The following is a 19,380-nucleotide window of genomic DNA, read 5'->3' on the forward strand; positions in this document are numbered from 1 at the left end:
GGAATCGAAATGGACTATATAAAAACCAACAAAGAGGCATGGGAAGAGGCGTTTGAAAACAGGCAACCTATTTTTGGTGATGATAACAAAGGCTATCCATTATCATATATATTGCTTGCTCAAAAGTGACAATCCATTCTCTTGTGCGCCATTATACTGCTTATCTGAAGGAATACTTGAAATGTCGCATAAAATGATTGAAATCTGGCCTTAGATACTAAAAACTATCAGACTATAAATGTTCATGTGGTAAAATTTTTTATTGCTGAAGAGTTAGTAGAATGTTTGATAGTTATATTAAACTTAACTTCTTGAGTAGATAGGGCTTAAAAATAAATTATTCAACTTTCCCAGTTGAAAAATCGTAGGTGTTAAACTTATCAATAAAAAGTTGGATTATAAATGCTTGCGTTTTTTGAGACTCGAAAGTGCACCATGTAAGTACAAACTATACTTTCGAGTTTTTCGCCAACAAGCCATTGATAAGCTTAACACCGATAGATTTTTGCAGTAGCAAAGTTGAATAATTACTGCAATGAGGAAAAGTACTCAGTTTATTACTAATTTTGTTTGTGATATAATCAAATCAGCATTTTGGTTATATGGAGGAATTTATGGCAGCTAATATTGAAAATACATTTGACATAATAATAGTTGGTGCAGGCGCAGTTGGATGTGCCATAGCAAGGGAACTTTCAAGATACAATTTAAAAATTGCTGTATTCGAAAAGGAAAGTGATGTAGCTAGTGGAACTAGCGGAAGAAATAGCGCAGTTGTCCACGCTGGCTTTAATAACAAGCCGGGAAGTCTTATGGCGAAGCTTTGTGTTGAGGGAAATGAAGGTTTTGAAGGTGTTTGCAAAGAATTGGATGTGCCTTATAAAAAGACGGGAAAGCTAATTGTGGCTTTTGATAAAAGCGATTTTGCAGGCATAGACAAATTAATTGAAAATGGCAGAAAAAATGGTGTTAAAGGACTGGAGTTTATTGATGCTAAGACTGTTAAGAAAATGGAGCCTCATGTGGGAGGGATAGGAGCCATGCTATCCCCTAATACTGCAATAACAAATCCATTTATATACACTGTTGCACTTGCAGAAAATGCGGCCGTAAATGGTGCTAAGTTCTATTTTAATAAAGAGGTTAAAGGAATATCTAGGCAGGACAAGCTTTTTAGGGTTAAAGCAGGAGACACATATTTTTACTGTAGATACCTAGTTAACAGTGCAGGACTTTATTCTGATAAAATTTCATCTATGGCAGGTGAGAAGGGGTACAAAATTTATCCTTGCAGAGGAGAATATTTCATTCTTGACAAGAGAACCAGCCAATATCTTAATATGCCTGTATACCCTGTCCCAAGGCCTGGTATTGGCGGACTTGGGGTACACCTGACACCAACAATGGAAGGTAATATACTCATTGGACCTAGTGCTGAATACATAAAAACAAAGAATGACTACAGCTCAACTAAGAAAGTTATGGATCAGCTGTTCAAAGAAGCAAAGGAGCTGCTTCCACCTTTAAGCATGCGACATATTATCAGAAGCTATACAGGTATCAGGTCAAAAATTGTGGGGCCAAATACAGGTGGATTTGGAGATTTTATTATAGAAGAATCCAAAGTGGTTCCGGGATTAATTAATCTAATTGGCATAGAATCGCCGGGATTAACGTCCTCTGTACCTATTAGCAGAATGGTACGAGATATTATAGCAAACAAGGAAGACCTTAAGCTAAAAAGTGATTATATTTCTACAAGAAAGGGAATAGTTCAATTTAGAGAATTAACAATTGACCAAAAGGAAGAACTAATTAGCCAGTATCCTGAATATGGTGAAATAGTTTGCAGATGCGAAGGGATTACCAAAAAAGAGATACTTGATGCAATTAATAATCCTCTTGGAGTTACTACTTTAGCAGGAATTAAGTATCGTGCAAGACCTATGATGGGGCGATGCCAAGGAGGATATTGCCTAACAAGAATTGTTGACATTTTGAATAATGAGAAGGGCTTGCCACCTGAGCAAATAACAATGCGTGGAAAGGAATCAAAGCTTTTCACAGGTAAAGTTAAGTAAAGTTAAGTAAAGTAAGTAGAGTAAATTTAAGTGGAGCAAAAATATTTTTAACGGGAAAAGTTTTTGAGCCGTTGATAAGTGAAACATCCAACCACTTAGGAATAAATAAGTGGCTTAATAGAGAAGTTAAATTAAATCAAGTGGCTTAATAGAGAAGTTAAATTAAATCAAGTGGCTGAATAGAGAAGTTAAATTAAATCAAGTGGCTGAATAGAGAAATTAAATAAATCAAGTAATTAAATAGAAAATAAAAAAATCAATTGGCTAAATATAATAAATAAAAATAAATAAATTAATAGAACTAATTAAAAAAATAATGGAAGTATATAGAAACTAATAGAAAAGGAGTTACCAAGCCCATATAAATTCCATCAACAAATGTATTCTCTTGATGTTCATGTGGAAAATTGGGCATGTGCACATATATGTTAATAAAAAAAGACTTAATTATAGTTGGAGCGGGACCTGCTGGCCTAGCTGCTGCAATAGAGGCTAAGAAAAAGGGTATAGATGATGTATTGGTTCTTGAAAGAGAATTAAATGCTGGAGGAATACTAAATCAGTGTATTCATGATGGTTTTGGACTTATAAGGTTCAAGGAGGCTTTGACAGGCCCCGAGTATGCAAAACGATTCATTGATGAGGCAAAGTCGCTGAATATAGAGATAATTACAAATGTTATGGTTCAGGATATTAGTTCTGACAAGGTAGTTACAACTATTAGCCCTAGCGGAATTAAAACATATAAAGCCTCTGCAATAATACTTGCAATGGGATGCAGAGAGAGAACAAGGGGTGCTATATGCATTCCGGGAACACGCCCAGCAGGTGTATTTACAGCAGGAGTTGCGCAAAACCTTGTTAATCTCAAAAATATTATGGTTGGTAAAAGAGTAGTTATTTTAGGTTCTGGAGATATTGGACTAATAATGGCAAGACGTTTGACCTTTGAAGGAGCAAAGGTATTGGCTGTTGTAGAGAAGCTGCCTTATTCGAGCGGTCTTCAAAGAAACATAACACAATGTCTTGATGATTTTGGAATACCACTTTTATTAAGCCACACTGTTATAAAAATCGAAGGCCATGAAAGGGTTAAGAGTGTTACTATTGCAAAGGTTGATGAACAAGGCAACCCAATTCGCGGAACGTCTAAAAAGTTTGAATGTGACACTTTAATACTATCTGTTGGCTTAATACCTGAGAATGAATTGTCTTTAAATGCAGGTGTACATATTGATGATATTACTGGCGGTGCAAGAGTTGATGAAAATTTGCAGACCAGTGTTCCAGGAATATTTGCCTGCGGTAATGTTTTGCAGGTGCATGATTTGGTGGACTATGTATCAGCGGAGGGTGAATTGGCAGCTAGAACTGCTGTTGATTATATAAACGGCAGCATTAAAAATAAATCTGATATAACTGTTATTGCAGGCAATGGAATTAGATATGTATTGCCTCAGAGCATTTCACCAAATAAGGATATAACCTTTTCAATGAGGGTAACAAGCCCGTATAAAAATAAGACAATAATATTTAAAGACGGCAATAGGCAAATTAAGAAAAAGACCTTCAAAGCTCTAAACCCTGCAGAAATGGTAAGAATAGACTTAAAAGCTCAGGATTTAAATGATGTACGAAATTTGGAGGTGTTTATTGATGAGTAACAATAGAGAGATAGTTTGTATAGTCTGTCCAAATGGTTGCAGAATGAATGTTCAAATTGATGCAAATAATAAAGTAAGTCTTGTTGAAAATGCCTTGTGTGAAAAGGGAAAAGCCTATGCGATAGATGAAATACAATTTCCTAAAAGAAGTTTAACCTCAACAATAAGAGTTATCGATGGGGAACTGCCGCTTGTCAGTGTTAGAAGTGATAAACCAATTCCAAAGGAAAAAATACAGTGTGCTCTTGCAGAACTCAGAAAGATAGAACTTAAGGCTCCTGTTGAGTTTCATCAGGTAGTAATATCGGACTTATTTGGAACAGGTGTAAATATAATAACAACAAAGGGAGTAATGAACAGAACTTAATATTGCACTGAGAAAAGTATTAAATCAAGAAAATTATTTACAAGAAGAGAGTTGTTTACCAATTATTTAATGTCGTATTCAAATTATTTAACGAGGAGTTTTACAAAATGTCAACAGAAAGGATTAACTGCCGTAATTGCAAATACTACTATATTACTTGGGATGCGAATATGCCGCATGGATGTAAAACATTTGGCTTCAAAACTAGGCAGATTCCATCTGTAGTAGTTTATCAATCATCAGGACAACCCTGTCAAGGCTATGAAGAAAAAAAACAGAACTCGAAGCTAAATAATTAAATATCTATTAGTAACACTTTCATTAGGGTTAACATAAACTACTAGTATGAATAGTATTCTAGTGAAAGGGGATTTTATATGGATGGTTGTAATTCATGTGGCTGTAATGACAATCTTTGTCATTTATTAGCAAAGTACATTGGTCAAACAGTTACTATATTTACTAAAAGCGGAGGACAGTCAGGCTGCGGCTTTACAGGCGTAATATTAGGAGTTAATGAGTGCTATTGCAGATTAATAACCAGTATTGGCCCTGCACCTGGTTGTGCATTAGGAAATGCTTGTGGTGGAAATTACATGAATATGAATGACAACAATAATGACAATATGCACGGATATGGATACAATTGTCAGTTCGATCAGTACGGAATGAATAAAGGCACTCCTGTTTATAACGTTGGATCTGTAACAGATATTCCAATAAACAGTATAGCATCTTTCGTTCACAATGCAGTTTAATATAGAATTATAATAAGTATTTGATAATACTGTTTAATTCTTAAGTGAAAATCAATGAAAAGAGGTAAGGTTTTGATAACAAGCCTACCTCTTTTAAATTAAATTGCATAGTTAAATCAGGAAAATAAAAATTATTGTTTGAAATTAGAAATAACTCCTTCTTGGCAAAGAATTTAATTCATATGCTAAGTAGGAGATTTTTTGTAAAAATGAAAAGTATCAACTTTAGATGAAGTACATGTTCAGGCATAAAGTTATTTGTTATAATAGATACATAAAGGTTCCTATATTGTTTATTATTACTGGAATTGTAATTACTTTTATTACAATTAGTCGGGGTTATTAATATTAAACACGATAATATAAAAAAGAGGAAACTATTTTTTCTTAACTTTGCGTCTATTTTATAGCTTTACTAAATTTCCTTTATATGTTAAAATTCAAGATGTTGTTTTATATGTCATAAATGTTATACAATTTAATATTTATTTGTGGGGGGACCAATAAGGAACACCAGTAAATAGTGTATTTCAGTATTACTATTTATTTGCGTGTGCTTTGCGGTTGAGAAGGTAAAACCTGACCCTTTGAACCTGTCGGTTAACACCGTTGTAGGGAAGCAAAGAATTAGTTTTTATTGAATTAGAGTGCTTACCCAATTGGGTAGGCACTTTTTAGGTTGTGGTGTGTTTAGCGAAGCTGGACTACGCCAGTCACTTTAATAAAAATTACGGTATTATTCTTAATCCCCGCTGAAAAATAACATACAATACAACACCACTTTATATACGGCTTTTAAATAATTAATCCAACTTTCCCACCGAAAAAATCTATCGGTGCTTAAGCTTATCAATGGCTTGTTGACGAAATAATTGCTTGAATTAGTAATGGTTTATCTTCAGTATTTTAGCCGTCGTACACATTCACCATCCATGGTTAATTGAGTTGACGGCAAAAAAACATAGAGCGTGCTAAATGAAATTAAACATAAATGAACACTACCTTCTATATTTCATTAATTTCAAATGCTCTTTAATAAAGCAAGCTTTACTCACCAACTAATTCATGCAATTATTTCTAATCCAACTTTCCATTGATAAGCTTAACACATACGTTTTTAACTGGGAAAGTTAAATAATAACTTAAGCTTTGTATTTTTTAATTCTGCTTGTGAAAGCCGAATAAAATATTTGAGGTAGAACTAAAGAGAGGGGTAAAAAATGAATTATAAAACACAGATGGAAGCAGCTAAAAAAGGAATTATCACCAATGAAATGATGTTAGTGTCAAGAAAAGAGAAAATTGATGAAAAAAAATTACGAGATTTGATTGCCAGCGGAAAGGTAGTAATTCCTGCAAATATTAATCACAAATCACTTAGTGCTGAAGGAATAGGAGAAGGACTCAGAACTAAGATTAATGTTAATTTAGGGATTTCAGGAGATTGCATTGATTATTCAAAAGAGATGGAAAAGGTTGATTTGGCTCTGAAATTTGGAGCAGAGGCAATTATGGATTTAAGTAATTACGGAAAGACAAATACTTTCAGAACTCAGCTAATTGAAAGATCTCCTGCTATGATTGGTACAGTACCTATGTACGATGCAATTGGCTATTTGGAAAAAGATTTATTGGACATCAAGGCAGAGGATTTTCTTACCATTGTAGAAGCTCACGCAAAAGAAGGCGTTGATTTTATGACCATTCATGCTGGAATAAACAAACGTGCAATTGAATGCTTTAAGCGCTCTAAAAGGCTTACCAATATTGTTTCTCGTGGTGGTTCTTTATTATTTGCATGGATGGAAATGACGGGAAATGAAAATCCGTTTTTCCAGTACTATGATGAGGTTTTAGAAATACTTAGGGAGTATGATGTTACAATAAGCCTTGGAGATGCATTACGTCCTGGTAGCATTAATGACAGCTCAGATGCAGGGCAATTAAGTGAACTAATTGAACTTGGCAATTTGACAAAAAGAGCATGGGACAAGGACGTTCAGGTAATAGTAGAAGGCCCGGGGCATATGGCATTAAATGAAATTGCTGCAAATATGACAATACAGAAAAGGTTATGTCATGGAGCGCCTTTTTATGTGTTGGGACCTCTTGTAACAGATATAGCCCCTGGATATGACCATATTACTTCTGCAATAGGCGGTGCAATTGCAGCTAGCAGCGGTGCTGATTTTCTATGCTATGTAACTCCAGCCGAACATTTGCGCCTTCCAGATTTATTAGATGTTCGAGAGGGAATAGTGGCATCAAAAATAGCAGCTCATGCAGCTGATATTGCAAAGGGTATTCCAGGCGCTCGGGAACTTGATAACAAAATGAGTGATGCCAGACGCCGCATTGATTGGGAGGAAATGTTCTCATATGCTATTGATGGAGATAAAGCAAGAGAGTACTTCGAAAGTTCTTCGCCTTCTGAAAAGCATTCATGTACCATGTGTGGAAAAATGTGTGCACTCAGAACAACAAATAAAATTTTAGCTGGCGAAAAGGTTGAATTTTGTTCTGAAAAGTTAGCTTAGATTTAAAATACATAACGTAGCTTTTCCCGTTGAATTATAGGTGTTCAATATTATCAATGTAAAATTAAGTTTGAATATACAAGTGTAAAAAAAGATTTGGATACTGTGTTTAGAATTATCAATGTAAAGTTGAGTTGGTAAAGTTTGGTTAGAATCAATTGCTGCTTCTTGGCAACAGTACTAATTTACAATTATTACGTCAACAGTACCAATTCATGCAGCAATAGACCATTGATAAACTTGAACACAGATAGATTTTTGTTTTTAAAAAATTTTGGGAAATTGAGTACTAAAATATAGATTAGATTGGAGTTGTTTTTATGAAGATAAATGTTAAAATGATAGCCTTATCAGGATTACTTATAGCTGTAGCTGTTGTTGGTTCAACATTTTCATTTCCAGTGGGTATTGCTAAATGTGCGCCAGTACAGCATATGGTAAATGTTATAGCAGGTGTAATGTTAGGACCTTTCTATGCAGTAGTAGTGGCATTTGCAGCCTCATGTATTCGTGTTATAGCTGGTACGGGAACGCTGCTTGCATTTCCTGGAAGTATGGTGGGAGCATTGCTTTGCGGCTTATTGTATAGAAAAATTCCCAAAGTTATGAGTGCTGTAATAGGTGAAGTTATTGGTACAGGCTTATTTGGTGCAATTTTAGCATATCCTGTTGCAGCCTTTATTTTAGAGAGGGAAGCAGCACTTTTTGGATTTGTAATACCATTTAGTATTAGTTCATTTGGAGGTGCTGCAATTACTGCAATACTGATTTTTGCATTGAAGCGCAGAACATCATTAGAATCCATTGCTAATAAGCTATAAATTATATACTAACAACTACGTACATAGCAGCTATTGTGTTGTAAAATTATCAATGGTTTGTAGCTATAACAACTTAAAAATAGTTGGTGAATGCATTTTGAGATTTCGAGTCTCACGAAACGCATTTTTGTCATTGTGGGTGATATTGACTTATTTACTTAAATGACAATATATATATCCTAATTTTCCCACTAAAAATTTCAAGCAGTTACGAATATTTGTAATAGTAATACTGCTTTCAGATGAGTGCTGTCTATGTAAAAGTTGACAAAAAATCTGAAATGATGGCTGAACTTTTTTATTTTATATAACTATACAAAAGCAGTATTAACCCTAACTAAAATAAAAGGAGGTTTAATCTATGCTAAATAAGAAAATAATAAGATTTATTGGTGCAATTACTGCAGCTTTTTTGCTTGCATGCAATATTAGCTACAGTGATCCTCAAACAGCGTATGCCGCTGCTTCTAAAATAGAAGCAGAAAATTTCACTTCCCAATCTGGGATTCGCACTGAAGCTTGTGCAGAGGGTGGCGAAAATATTGGGTATATAGAAAATGGAGATTATGCAGTTTACAGCGGTATTGATTTTGGCAGCGGAAAGACTAGCTTTACGGCAAGAGTAGCAAGTGCTACAAGTGGAGGAAATATTGAACTTAGGCTTGACAGTATTAATGGCACATTAATAGGTACATGTCCTGTTTCCGGAACGGGTGATTTTCAGAATTGGGTAGATGTAAGTTGTAATCTTACTGGTGCAACTGGAATACATGATTTATACCTAAAATTTACTGGGGGAAGCGGATATTTATTTAATATTAATTGGTTTAGTTTTGATGGAGCTAGCAGTTCTAAAACTTTAGGTGACATAAATGCTGATGGTTCAATAGATGCAATTGATCTAATGCTGATAAAGAAGCATCTTTTAGGAGCAGAAGCAATCGAAAATACTGCATCAGCAGATTTAGATGCCAGCGGAGCAATTGATGCAATTGATTTTGCTCTTATGAAGCAGTATTTACTTGGCATTATAACTACTTTCCCAGGAGCAAGTGTAGAGCCAGAAGATCCAGAGGATCCAGAAGAACCTCAGTTTAATATACCTTGGGATTGGGCTGGAGTAATTGGAACTGGTCAAAGCCTTTCAGTTGGACATTTTGGTACTCCAGTGGTATCTACAACTCAGCCTTATAACAATCTAAAATTATCATTAGGAAACTTAAATTTAACAGTTCCACCATACGATTCAAACAATAGTCAACTTAAAATGGTTCCACTAGTTGAGCCTATTAGAAATATTGGTTCTGGCTGGCATGTTGCTTATCCAATAAATATATGGGGAGAGACTCCACATACAGCTATGGCAAACCAAATAACTGCTTTGGTTAAGGCAGCAGGTGGTAAAGACTACATTACTGCACACACGGTAGTTGGTGAAACAGGTCAAGGTTACGAGCAATTAAAGAAGGGTGCAGCAGTTCAAAGTGATTTAGGTCATAGCTACCAAGCTGCATTGTTCGAGGTTCAAGCAATTAACCGTCTTGCAAAAGCAGCTGGTAAGACATACGGTGTTGGAGCAATTACTCTTGTACATGGAGAAAATGATTTCAACAATCAGTCCTATGAAAGCTGTATCCGTCAATTATGGTCTGATTATAATAAGGATATTAAAGCAATAACTGGACAAACACAGAATATACCTCTGTTTTTAGTACAGCAGCATTCATATATGAGTACTGGAACTGCAGTTTCAACATTGGCTCAGTGGAAGGCTGGAGTTGACTATCCAAATGATATCGTTTGTATAGGACCAAACTATCAACGTACTTATGGCAGCGACCATGTGCATTTGACAGCAAATGCATATCAACAGATGGGTGAAAAATTCGGTCAGGTATATTATGAAAGAGTTGTTCTAGGTAACAATTGGCAGCCATTACAACCTACTGGAGCTACAAAGAGCGGTAATGTGATAACAGTAAACTTCCATGTACCAGTAGGTCCTCTAGTTTGGGATACTACACTTGGAGCACCAAATCAGAGCAGCAATACTGAATGGAAAAATGGTAAAGGCTTTGAGGTTACAGCAAATGGTTCAAAAGTTACCATTAGTTCAGTTGAAATATCAGGAAATTCTGTAAAGATAACATGTGCAAGTAACCTTCCTGCATCAGGTGTAAAAGTAGGTTACGCCTTTACAGGTGGTAGTTCAAGAGCAAATGGAACATACCGTTGGGGCTTGCTGCGTGATTCAGATCCATTCAAAGGTAGATCAGGAGTTTCACAGCCTAACTTCTGCGTAGCTTTTGAAATGGGTGTATAGAAGCAATTTGAACACCAATAGACTGATAATCAGTAGCTGAATAGTGATATAACAATAAAGAGGGAACAAAATAGTTTTTGCACTCACCAGCAAATAACATATTTTGTTCCCTTTTTTATTGTATGTCGATTTAGAATCTCAAATCTCTTGCACCACTACGAATTTTGCGCAGGTAATCAGCAGCTCTTTCTCGTTGCTTTTCATTAGGCACATTTTGAATTTCGGCATCAATCATTTTTTGACCCATTTGCTTTAGTTCTTCATCAGCATAGTCACTTATATATTCCTCGAATGTTAGCAAAGCATTAGGGTGACAACAGTTTTTAATTTGACCTGATTTAGCTAAAGGCATAAAACGGTCGCCAGTTCTGCCTTCTCTATAGCAGGCTGTACAATAGCTTGGTATATAACCATCTTTTACAAGGTCTTTTATAACGTCAATAGGTTTTCTATGATCAGCAAGGTTAAACTGAGGTTTTTCTTCTAAACCTTCCTCATCAATAGTATTTCTATTAGCATAACCGCCTACATCAACACTTGAGCCTGCACTCATCTGAGAGATACCCACTTCAAGAAGTTCTTTACGAAAATCGACACTTTCACGTGTTGTCAGAATCATTCCTGTATAAGGAACTGCAAGGCGGATAATTGCAACTAGCTTTTTAAAATCTCTGTCATTTACTAAATAGGGGAAGGACTCATAGTCAACACCTTCAGCAGGAAGAAGCCGCGGAATTGAAATTGTATGAGGGCCAACTCCTGCAACTGCTTCTAAATGCTCAGCGTGCATCAGCAGCGCAATTGTTTCATAATGATAGTCATACAATCCATACAAAGCTCCTATACCAACATCATCAATTCCGCCACCTAGCATTGCTCTGTCCATTGCCTCAGTGTGCCACTCGTAATTGTGCTTTGGACCCTTGTGCATTTCTAAATAAGTTGGCTTATGATATGTTTCTTGGAATAGCAAGTAAGTTCCAATCTTAGCATTCTTCAGCTTTTTATAATTCTCTGCTGTGGTTGCAGCTATATCAATATTGACTCTGCGGATTGCACCATTTTCAAACTTCTCATCATAGATTGTTTTAATGCATTCCAAAATATATTCGATAGGACAATTTTCATCGTCTTCACCTGCTTCAAGCAGCAGTCTTTTGTGTCCCATGGCTTCTAATGCCCTAACTTCTTCTCTTATTTCTTCTTGAGTTAACTTATGTCTTCCTATTTTATTTGAACATTTAAAGCCGCAGTATTTACAATTGTTAACACAATAATTTGATAAATATAGAGGCGCAAATATTACAATTCTCTTCCCGTAAATTTCTTCCTTGACTTCTCGTGCAGTTTTATACATTTTTTCAAGAGTTTCATCATCATCTATTTCAAGCAAGACAGCAGCTTCTCTATGTGTAAGCCCCTTGTATTGCCTTGCTTTGGCTAATATTCTATCTATTTCTGCTTGGTCTTTTACAAGCTTCTTTGCTTCACTAATAGATTCTAAAATTTCACCATCATCAATAAATTCGTTTGAGTCCATAGATTTTACGTTATACATGTTTTTAACTCCTTTGTTAAAAATATTTTTATTTTAAGCTAATCTTGTCAAGTATGTCTGATAAATAAGCAATTACAATTCCGTAATTAGTCATAGGAACTTTTTGCTCAGCAGCTAATTTAATTCTTGAAAGAACATATTTTCTATTGAACATACAAGCACCGCATTGAATAACTAAATCGTATTTAGTCAGATCCTTTGGAAAATCTGTACCGCTTACAATATCAATAGTCAGGTTTTGCCCAACCTTTTTACGTAAAAGTGCAGGAATTTTTTCTCTTCCTATATCTTCGCTAAGGGGTGCATGGGTACAGGCTTCAGCAATAAGGACTTTTGAACTTTCAGTTAAATTATCAATAGCTACAACACTCTTTGTATAATAGTCCAAATCGCCTTTGTAGCCTGCAAAAAGCACAGAGAAAGAAGTTAGCTTGCTTTCCTTGGGCTTTTTATCATACACAGTCTTAAAAACTTGTGAATCAGTAATTATTACTGCAGGGGGGGAGCTAAGGGCATTAAGTGCTTCATCTAGCTTGTCAGTTGTAGCACTTAGAACTATGCACTTTCTGTCAAGCAACTCCCTTAGTGTTTGTACCTGAGGAAGAATTAAACGTCCTTTTGGTGCTTGAATATCCTGGGGCATTACAAGCAAAACAACATCTCCATCCTTAACAATATCACCAGTAATACTTTGAAGGTCATAATCTTCTGGTAGGCTGCGCATTATAGCCGTTATTATTTGATCAATTCCATTTTTTTGAGTACTGCTCACTACAATAGGTTTTACTCCGATATTGTCTTCAATATATTTACTAGCAGCATCTATATCTATAATCAAATCTGATTTGTTCAGAACGGGTATAAAGGGTATATTTTTATTTTTGAAGGTTGCAATCCATTCCTTCTCAATATCAATTTCTTCATCTTCACTAAATACAATTAAGGCAATGTCTGTTTTTTGAACAGCTTCTTTTGTTTTTTCAACTCGTAGTTGTCCAATAGAGCCTTCATCGTCAAAGCCTGCTGTATCAATTAAAACGCATGGACCAATTGGATATATTTCCATGCTTTTGTATACAGGGTCAGTGGTTGTGCCGGCCAAATCTGATACCAAGGCAGTGTTGTGACCTGTAATAGCATTTATCAGAGAAGATTTTCCATTGTTTCTTTTTCCAAATATACCTATGTGCAAGCGGTTTGCTCGTGGAGTTTCATTTAAGCTCATAAATTTATTCCTTTCATTTTTTTAAGAATATGTTGCATACGTTGTGAAATTATTAACATATTTAACTAATATTACCTTATTAAAAGGTAATAGATGCTAGGTTATCAATAGTTTTTGTTACACAATTAAATATTTAATACTGAATGAATTATTACAAAATAAATTGATACTAAATAAATTAATGTGGTTATTTATTGCATAAGTACTTTGTGTCGTTTGAGGCAAAAGCAGTTATGGCTTATTAACAATTGTAAACATCAAATATTTATGCTTGTGCATTAATGTTCGCTATTTTGTGATGCACTCATATTAGTTAGTAATAATCTAATTGCACCTATTCTGCATCAAAAAGCTTTGAATAAGCTGTTTTTGCGGTTATATAAGGTATCATGCCTAATTTTCCAGATAATGCACTAATCACGTCATTAGGCGCATCCATCACAATGCAGATAATGGATATATTTCGTTTTTGATAGGGAATACCCATCCTGCCGATAATATATTGACTATAGTCATGTAGTACAGTGTTTAATTTCTCAACAGAATCTGGATTCTCAATAATAATACTAACAGCAGCAATTCTTGTTTGCATAATTACAGTCCAACACCTTTTTAAGCTTAATAACTCAACTTCCCATTGATAAGTTAATACCTGCATTTTTATATGGAAAAGCTGTGTAATAATTACTAAGCATAGGTATGGAATTAACCCTCCTTTAATAAAATTAATCAACTCTCCAACAATATAGTTTTTGGTTGTGTAAAATTTAGCAATGGCTTGTTGCCAATTAATCAAATTAAATCTACTAAATCAAATATGTATAAAAAACTTACTTTTCATTGGATTAGTTCTTTAACCCCTTACAGTGTTATTGACTAGATGAAGCTTTTAACAAATAAAAAATCCTTATACCGTAAGGCACAAGGATAATATAGTCTAGAAAATTAAACTCTCAATAAAGAATAACTCCTTAATCAAATAAAGGGAAAGCTTAATAAATAACAAAGAAATCCAAATCGAATAATAACCCTTTATCTAATAGAGCATAATTTAGTATACTTATAAATATTCATGCCTTAACAATTGGGACGAACCCTCTTGAATCAGTACATTTAATTTGTAAATATGCAATATTAAATTTTAGCTGCACCTCGCTGAAAGAAAACCTCGCAGCTTGTTGCTATACTTAAAACTAGTATATGTTTTATTTTAATGCAATGTGAAGCGGATTACAAGGGGAATATTAGAAGTTAAAAAAAGAGTTGTATAAATAATTACTATTCCGCCTATGACAATACAATATATAGAACAGTAAAATGCTTAAATAGTACTCCCGAGAAATATATCTATTGCTTGCTCACGAAATTGACACTGAAATAATTGCGGTGAAGAACAAGCACTTTTGCCAAACATATGGTTGTGTCTTAAGTCATTTTATATCTATGTTGTTATTAATATCTTGAAATTTACTTTATATATGACTAACCTTCAAGGGGTGACATAGATGAAAGAAAAGGCAGAACTGCGAAATAAGCCTAAAAAGCCTGTAAGCACGGTAAACAAAAATCTGCAAGAGCAACAAGATGGCAAAGAAGACGAAAAAAAATATAATGTGAGAACAACAGATTATAAAAAAATGGAAGAGATATTTCTCACAGATCCCGATTCTGTAACACGTGAAGAATTTTTACTTTTTCAAAGAGCTGTTGGATATCGCCGTGCACTTCAACTATTGAATGAGGGTAAACGACGTAAACAGTTAATGAAATTAAATGGTACGGGAAAGAAAGTTAGAAATATTCAACAAAATAAAGAGCACGATGAGACTAATGCTAACCAAAAAAGCGTTATTCAAAAACAGAAATTATCACAGGTTAGACAAATAGGTGAAAATGAGCCTATTCAGAGGAAATCAGCAAAAAATGCATCTTCCTCTACGGGTTTGCCAAGCAACTTGAGGTCAGGTCTTGAAAATCTATCTGGTATTGATTTATCAGATGTAAGTGTACATAAAAATTCTGATAAACCACAGCAAGTAGGTGCATTGGCGTATACGCAGGGAAACAATATACATATTGCTCCTGGTCAGGAAAAATACCTTCCTCATGAAGGATGGCATGCTGTACAGCAGAAGCAGGGAAGAGTACCCCCTACAATGCAGATGAAATCAGGCACTCTTGTGAATGATAATGCAGAACTTGAAAAAGAAGCAGATGTTATGGGGGATAAAGCTGTTAATGAAGGTTCAAAAAGTAGTATAATAAAATTGAATAAACCTTCTTACTTAGGATCACTATTCAATAAGGTCATACAGAGAGTTCAAGAAGATAAAATCACTCTATACGCACCAAATACTGGTGCAAAAATAGAAATAAAAGCTACTGATACTAATGCTATAAATTACTTAAAAAGTCAGGGATATTCGCAAAATCCTCCTAATAAAGGAAAGAAAGTAGAAAATAATACGGATAAAATTATTTTATATGCACCAAATACTGGTAGTAAATCAGAGGTAAAGGCTAGTGATACTAAAACCATAGAATACTTAAAAAAACAAGGATATACAGAAATACCTCCACAGAAAAAGAAGATTTTATATGCACCGAATACTGGTACAAAAACAGAGGTAAAAGCTAGTGATACTAAAACCATAGAATACTTAAAAAAACAAGGATATTCGGATACTCCTCCAAAGAAAGCTAAAGAGGGAATGGTTAATGGTGTTAACTATAAGGAATTGAATTCTGATTATTGGAATCGAACTGATGGATATTTTGATGGATTTTGGTGGCAGGATGAGAGCAAATTAAGAGAAGCTGCAGAAGTTATGAGACTTGAAATTAGAAAAACGGGTCCATACAAGCTTAACACCAATTTGGGGTATAAAATGACAGACGATCCAAATGAAATCAATAAAAGAATGTTTGCTATTCAGGCATTATCTAATGCACTAAGAACTGGTTATTATGATGAGGGGACTTTGTCGGCATTAGAAATACATATGATGTTGTATGGCATGGATTTTTCAGACCATACCCTGGATGAGAAGAAATTAGATTTTATTATTGAAAGATATGAAAAAATAAAATTTAAAGAATTAGGAAATAAGTTGGAAGGGGGATGGGGAGATGTTATTGGTGGCTTAATGGTGCTTGGTTTAGGATATGTTTCAAGTAGAAATCTAAGTAGTGCAAATACCAAAAATTTTTCAAGTAAAAGTTCAGGTAGTGTAAATACCAAAAATGTTTCAAGTAAAAGTTCAAGTAGTGTTAATGCCCAAAAAACTACTAATATAACGAGTAAGACTATCATTAGTCCAGAAATGGAAAATAAAATTTTATATGGAGAACGTTCTAATGGAAACAAACTAATAGGTGGACATTCTCCACAGATTAACAATGCTAATCCCAATTATGCAGTAGAAGTAATATCAGAAAATGCGGATGGAACAAAGGTAGTAAAATTTACAACTCAGTACTCAAATGGTAACTTAGCAAAAATAAAGACAAGTACACTTTTTCCTGAAAATTGGAGTAACAAAAATATAATTGATTCCATAAAAACTGTTGGTGATACTCCTCCAATTGGTGTACGTGATAATTTAACCTTACATAGAGGTATTGTAAATGGTGTAGAAATCGATGTTATAAAAGATGGGAATAATGTTATATCTGGTTATCCTACAGGAGGGAAATTAACTCCTGGATTTAACCCAGTAAAGTAGGTTTAAAAAATTAAAAATGGAGGTTGGACATGTATAAAAACTTTGTTGAATTTATGAAGGACTTTTTAGATGAGGATAGTTCACAAGATTTTTGGTATGATATTGCATCCGAAGATGCTAGAAAGCTATTATTGAGGTTTTCAGAAAGTGATTGGTTAGAAATGCTAAATGAATTGGATTCTCAGCCTTTAGAGTTTAAAAAGAAGTTAGCATATTGCCTTGATAATATTGAAAGCGCACAACAACTTAAAGTATTGTTGCAATTAGCAAATACTCTAGATAAAGAATTATTAGAAGTATGTGTAGATTCTTTAAGGAATTTTATGGAGGATCATAGGGAGAAAATTATACAAAACAAATTATTAATTGATAACATAAAGCAGACGCTACCTGATGTTGGAATTGCTACTAAGAAAGTTTATGAGGATTTTCTTAATAGACTTGAAGATAAGTAAATTTCAAAAAGTCATTTAGGTTGATATGATCTTTTGTATATCTGCAAAATCCTTAGTATAGGGCATTATCAGGTTTTCTAGACCACCAACCTGACACACAATAGTTCATATTGACCACCAATATGAACTCACCTAAACCACTAGTACTGCTCAATGTCATTAAGTTAAGAAATGAAATGATGCAATAGTTAGATCAAAAAGTGTGTTTGAACCGACCCGAAAAGGTAGACCTAAAAATGATATGTACCCCCTTTACTGAACAAAATCCAATGAAGGGGGTTTTTGTATGAAATATGATTATATAGTCAAGAAAAAATTGTAAATGCATACATGAATGATGAATGCTTAATACGTTCAAGAAAAAATGAAACATATACTTTTGATAAAATAATTGCGTAGCAGTTAAAACTACTACGCGAGGCGGTAATACGGATGCTACAGCCTTATTAAACAATATCCCTTGTAACATTATTCAGCCACTTTTTGCTTTTGAATCTCCAAATACTCAGAGGAATTTTAATAATTTCATCACTCATCAATATCATATATACCACAGGTACGCTCCAATGGAAAATGAAAGCTGCTAGGGCACCTACAAGAATAGAGCCTCCCCACATTGTAGCAATATCAAGATACAAGCCAAATTTTGTATCTCCGCCTCCACGGAAAATTCCAACTATAAGAGTTGTATTTAATGCTTGAGCAACAACAAAATATGACATTACAAACATCATTACTGAAAGATAGCCTTGAGTAAGGTCACTTAGGTTGAGAGAAGACATTAATAAGGGCCTTACAATCAGAATTACTAATGCACCTAACATACCAGCTGCTATGCTAAGCTTAATAAAGCGTTTGGAATAAACCATTGCAGCTTCCATATTGTTTTCACCAATAGTTTTACCAATAGTTATAGCTGTAGCATTAGCAATACCAAAAGCAATAACGGTTGCCAATTGCCTTGTAATCTGAGCAACTGAGTTGGCAGAAACCACAGAGCTTCCTAAATGCCCTATGACAACTGCATTCATTGCTACTCCAGTACCCCACATAAGCTCGTTAATTGTAACTGGAATAGAATACTGAAGAAAGTCTTTAAATAGAATTTTATCTCGTACAAATAAGTTTTTAAATTTGAATTGTATAACCTTATTGAATTTTTTCGCATATATGAAAACACAAATAAGTTCAGCTGCTCTAGCTGCAATAGTAGCAATTGCTGCTCCTACTATACCAAGCTTTGGGAATCCAAATGCACCTAAAATAAACATTGACGCTAATGTTACATTTACAATAAGTGAAATGAGGTATACAACAGTTGAAACCACAACTCGCTCAACACTTCTCATTACATTTAAATAAATCATTGTAATAGACATAAAAATATAGGAAAATGCAATAATTCGCAAATACTTAACACCTTCTGCAATAACAGGGGCTTCATTGGTGAATATACGCATGATTTGTGCTGGAAACAGCAATACAGCAACCGTGAATAAAATAGCAATAATAAGTGAGAATCTCATACATATTCCCATGATCTTTTCAATTGTTGCTTTATCGCCTTTTCCCCAGTATTGAGCAGTTAAAACGGCAGCACCAGAGGTTAAGCCAAAGAAAATTAGTATCATTATAAACTGAACCTGGCCGGCAAGAGACGCAGCAGAAAGGACTGTTTCGCTTACACTTCCCAGCATAAGCACATCTATAGAGTTTATTCCAACCGAAATTAAATTCTGTAATGCCATTGGCATTATTAGTGAAAAAGCCATTTTGTAAAAGGATTTATTGTCTAAAATCTTGTTTTCCATTATAATATCCATGCCTGTACTTAACTTATGGCATGGAATTAGCACCACCTTTAAG

The 19,380-nt window shown here is 34.5% G+C and carries 14 protein-coding genes; 10 read left to right on the top strand and 4 right to left on the bottom strand.

Annotated features, from left to right (window positions below; all coding sequences use genetic code 11):
* The first annotated feature begins 614 nt into the window (after window positions 1-614).
* The 8 genes from EHE19_RS08475 to EHE19_RS08510 all read left to right on the top strand — a co-directional run bounded on the left by EHE19_RS08475 (window position 615) and on the right by EHE19_RS08510 (window position 10,551).
* Window positions 615-2,081, top strand: a complete 1,467-nt coding sequence (locus tag EHE19_RS08475) for an NAD(P)/FAD-dependent oxidoreductase (protein WP_137696352.1) — start codon at window positions 615-617, stop codon at window positions 2,079-2,081.
* A 425-nt stretch (window positions 2,082-2,506) separates the two neighbouring features.
* Complete coding sequence (locus EHE19_RS08480; RefSeq protein ID WP_137696351.1) at window positions 2,507-3,745, top strand: NAD(P)/FAD-dependent oxidoreductase; 1,239 nt, start codon at window positions 2,507-2,509, stop codon at window positions 3,743-3,745.
* Window positions 3,738-4,112, top strand: coding sequence for a DUF1667 domain-containing protein (locus EHE19_RS08485; RefSeq protein ID WP_137696350.1), 375 nt, complete (start codon window positions 3,738-3,740; stop codon window positions 4,110-4,112). The genes EHE19_RS08480 and EHE19_RS08485 overlap by 8 nt, the downstream gene beginning before the upstream one ends.
* 107 nt (window positions 4,113-4,219) lie before the next feature.
* On the top strand, window positions 4,220-4,411 hold the full coding sequence (locus tag EHE19_RS08490) for a uracil-DNA glycosylase (protein WP_137696349.1): 192 nt from the start codon (window positions 4,220-4,222) through the stop codon (window positions 4,409-4,411).
* A 78-nt stretch (window positions 4,412-4,489) separates the two neighbouring features.
* Window positions 4,490-4,870: a hypothetical protein gene (locus tag EHE19_RS08495; protein ID WP_137696348.1), complete on the top strand. Its 381-nt coding sequence runs from the start codon at window positions 4,490-4,492 to the stop codon at window positions 4,868-4,870.
* Window positions 4,871-6,090: 1,220 nt separating this feature from the next.
* The gene (gene thiC, locus EHE19_RS08500; RefSeq protein WP_137696347.1) at window positions 6,091-7,407 is read left to right on the top strand and encodes a phosphomethylpyrimidine synthase ThiC; all 1,317 of its coding nucleotides are present in this window, start codon (window positions 6,091-6,093) and stop codon (window positions 7,405-7,407) included.
* A 320-nt stretch (window positions 7,408-7,727) separates the two neighbouring features.
* Window positions 7,728-8,228: an energy coupling factor transporter S component ThiW gene (gene thiW, locus EHE19_RS08505; protein WP_137696346.1), complete on the top strand. Its 501-nt coding sequence runs from the start codon at window positions 7,728-7,730 to the stop codon at window positions 8,226-8,228.
* Window positions 8,229-8,589: 361 nt separating this feature from the next.
* Complete coding sequence (locus EHE19_RS08510; protein WP_137696345.1) at window positions 8,590-10,551, top strand: carbohydrate-binding protein; 1,962 nt, start codon at window positions 8,590-8,592, stop codon at window positions 10,549-10,551.
* Window positions 10,552-10,681: 130 nt separating this feature from the next.
* Here EHE19_RS08510 and hydG read toward each other — a convergent pair whose 3' ends face one another.
* The 3 genes from hydG to EHE19_RS08525 all read right to left on the bottom strand — a co-directional run bounded on the left by hydG (window position 10,682) and on the right by EHE19_RS08525 (window position 13,926).
* On the bottom strand, window positions 10,682-12,109 hold the full coding sequence (hydG, locus tag EHE19_RS08515; RefSeq protein WP_137696344.1) for a [FeFe] hydrogenase H-cluster radical SAM maturase HydG: 1,428 nt from the start codon (window positions 12,107-12,109) through the stop codon (window positions 10,682-10,684).
* A 28-nt stretch (window positions 12,110-12,137) separates the two neighbouring features.
* The gene (gene hydF / locus EHE19_RS08520) at window positions 12,138-13,334 is read right to left on the bottom strand and encodes a [FeFe] hydrogenase H-cluster maturation GTPase HydF (RefSeq protein ID WP_137696343.1); all 1,197 of its coding nucleotides are present in this window, start codon (window positions 13,332-13,334) and stop codon (window positions 12,138-12,140) included.
* Window positions 13,335-13,668: 334 nt separating this feature from the next.
* Complete coding sequence (locus tag EHE19_RS08525; protein WP_137696342.1) at window positions 13,669-13,926, bottom strand: TM1266 family iron-only hydrogenase system putative regulator; 258 nt, start codon at window positions 13,924-13,926, stop codon at window positions 13,669-13,671.
* A gap of 913 nt (window positions 13,927-14,839) precedes the next feature.
* Between EHE19_RS08525 and EHE19_RS19740 the strand changes: the two genes are divergently transcribed.
* Window positions 14,840-17,059, top strand: a complete 2,220-nt coding sequence (locus tag EHE19_RS19740; protein WP_244648363.1) for an EndoU domain-containing protein — start codon at window positions 14,840-14,842, stop codon at window positions 17,057-17,059.
* Window positions 17,060-17,088: 29 nt separating this feature from the next.
* Complete coding sequence (locus EHE19_RS08540) at window positions 17,089-17,514, top strand: hypothetical protein (protein WP_137696341.1); 426 nt, start codon at window positions 17,089-17,091, stop codon at window positions 17,512-17,514.
* Window positions 17,515-17,960: 446 nt separating this feature from the next.
* Here EHE19_RS08540 and EHE19_RS08545 read toward each other — a convergent pair whose 3' ends face one another.
* Complete coding sequence (locus tag EHE19_RS08545) at window positions 17,961-19,325, bottom strand: MATE family efflux transporter (protein ID WP_137696340.1); 1,365 nt, start codon at window positions 19,323-19,325, stop codon at window positions 17,961-17,963.
* Between the last annotated feature and the right edge of the window lie 55 nt (window positions 19,326-19,380).

The sequence above is a fragment of the Ruminiclostridium herbifermentans genome, from assembly GCF_005473905.2.
GTDB lineage: Bacteria > Bacillota > Clostridia > Acetivibrionales > DSM-1351 > Ruminiclostridium > Ruminiclostridium herbifermentans.